Here is a 206-nt window from a genome sequence, read left to right on the forward strand (position 1 = left end):
ATGTCAAATCTTGCTCCTACTGAAGTCTCATAAGTATCATCTGAAGTATAATTTACTCCATTATCATAACTGTATTCATATGATCCCGTTCCACCCACTGCTGTAACTGTAACAATCGCTGTTGAAGGTGCATTTCCTGCAGTACAAACTAATGCAGTAGTAATTGACGAACTAGCTGTTAATGCCACTGGCGTTACAACTGTAAC

1 protein-coding gene is annotated in these 206 nt (G+C 38.8%); it reads right to left on the reverse strand.

The features are described from left to right. Positions 1 to 206, reverse strand: a 206-nt coding sequence (locus ACWA1B_RS23860; RefSeq protein WP_456911189.1) for a hypothetical protein, incomplete at both ends; no start/stop codon positions are given.

Source organism: Flavobacterium xizangense, assembly GCF_054075145.1.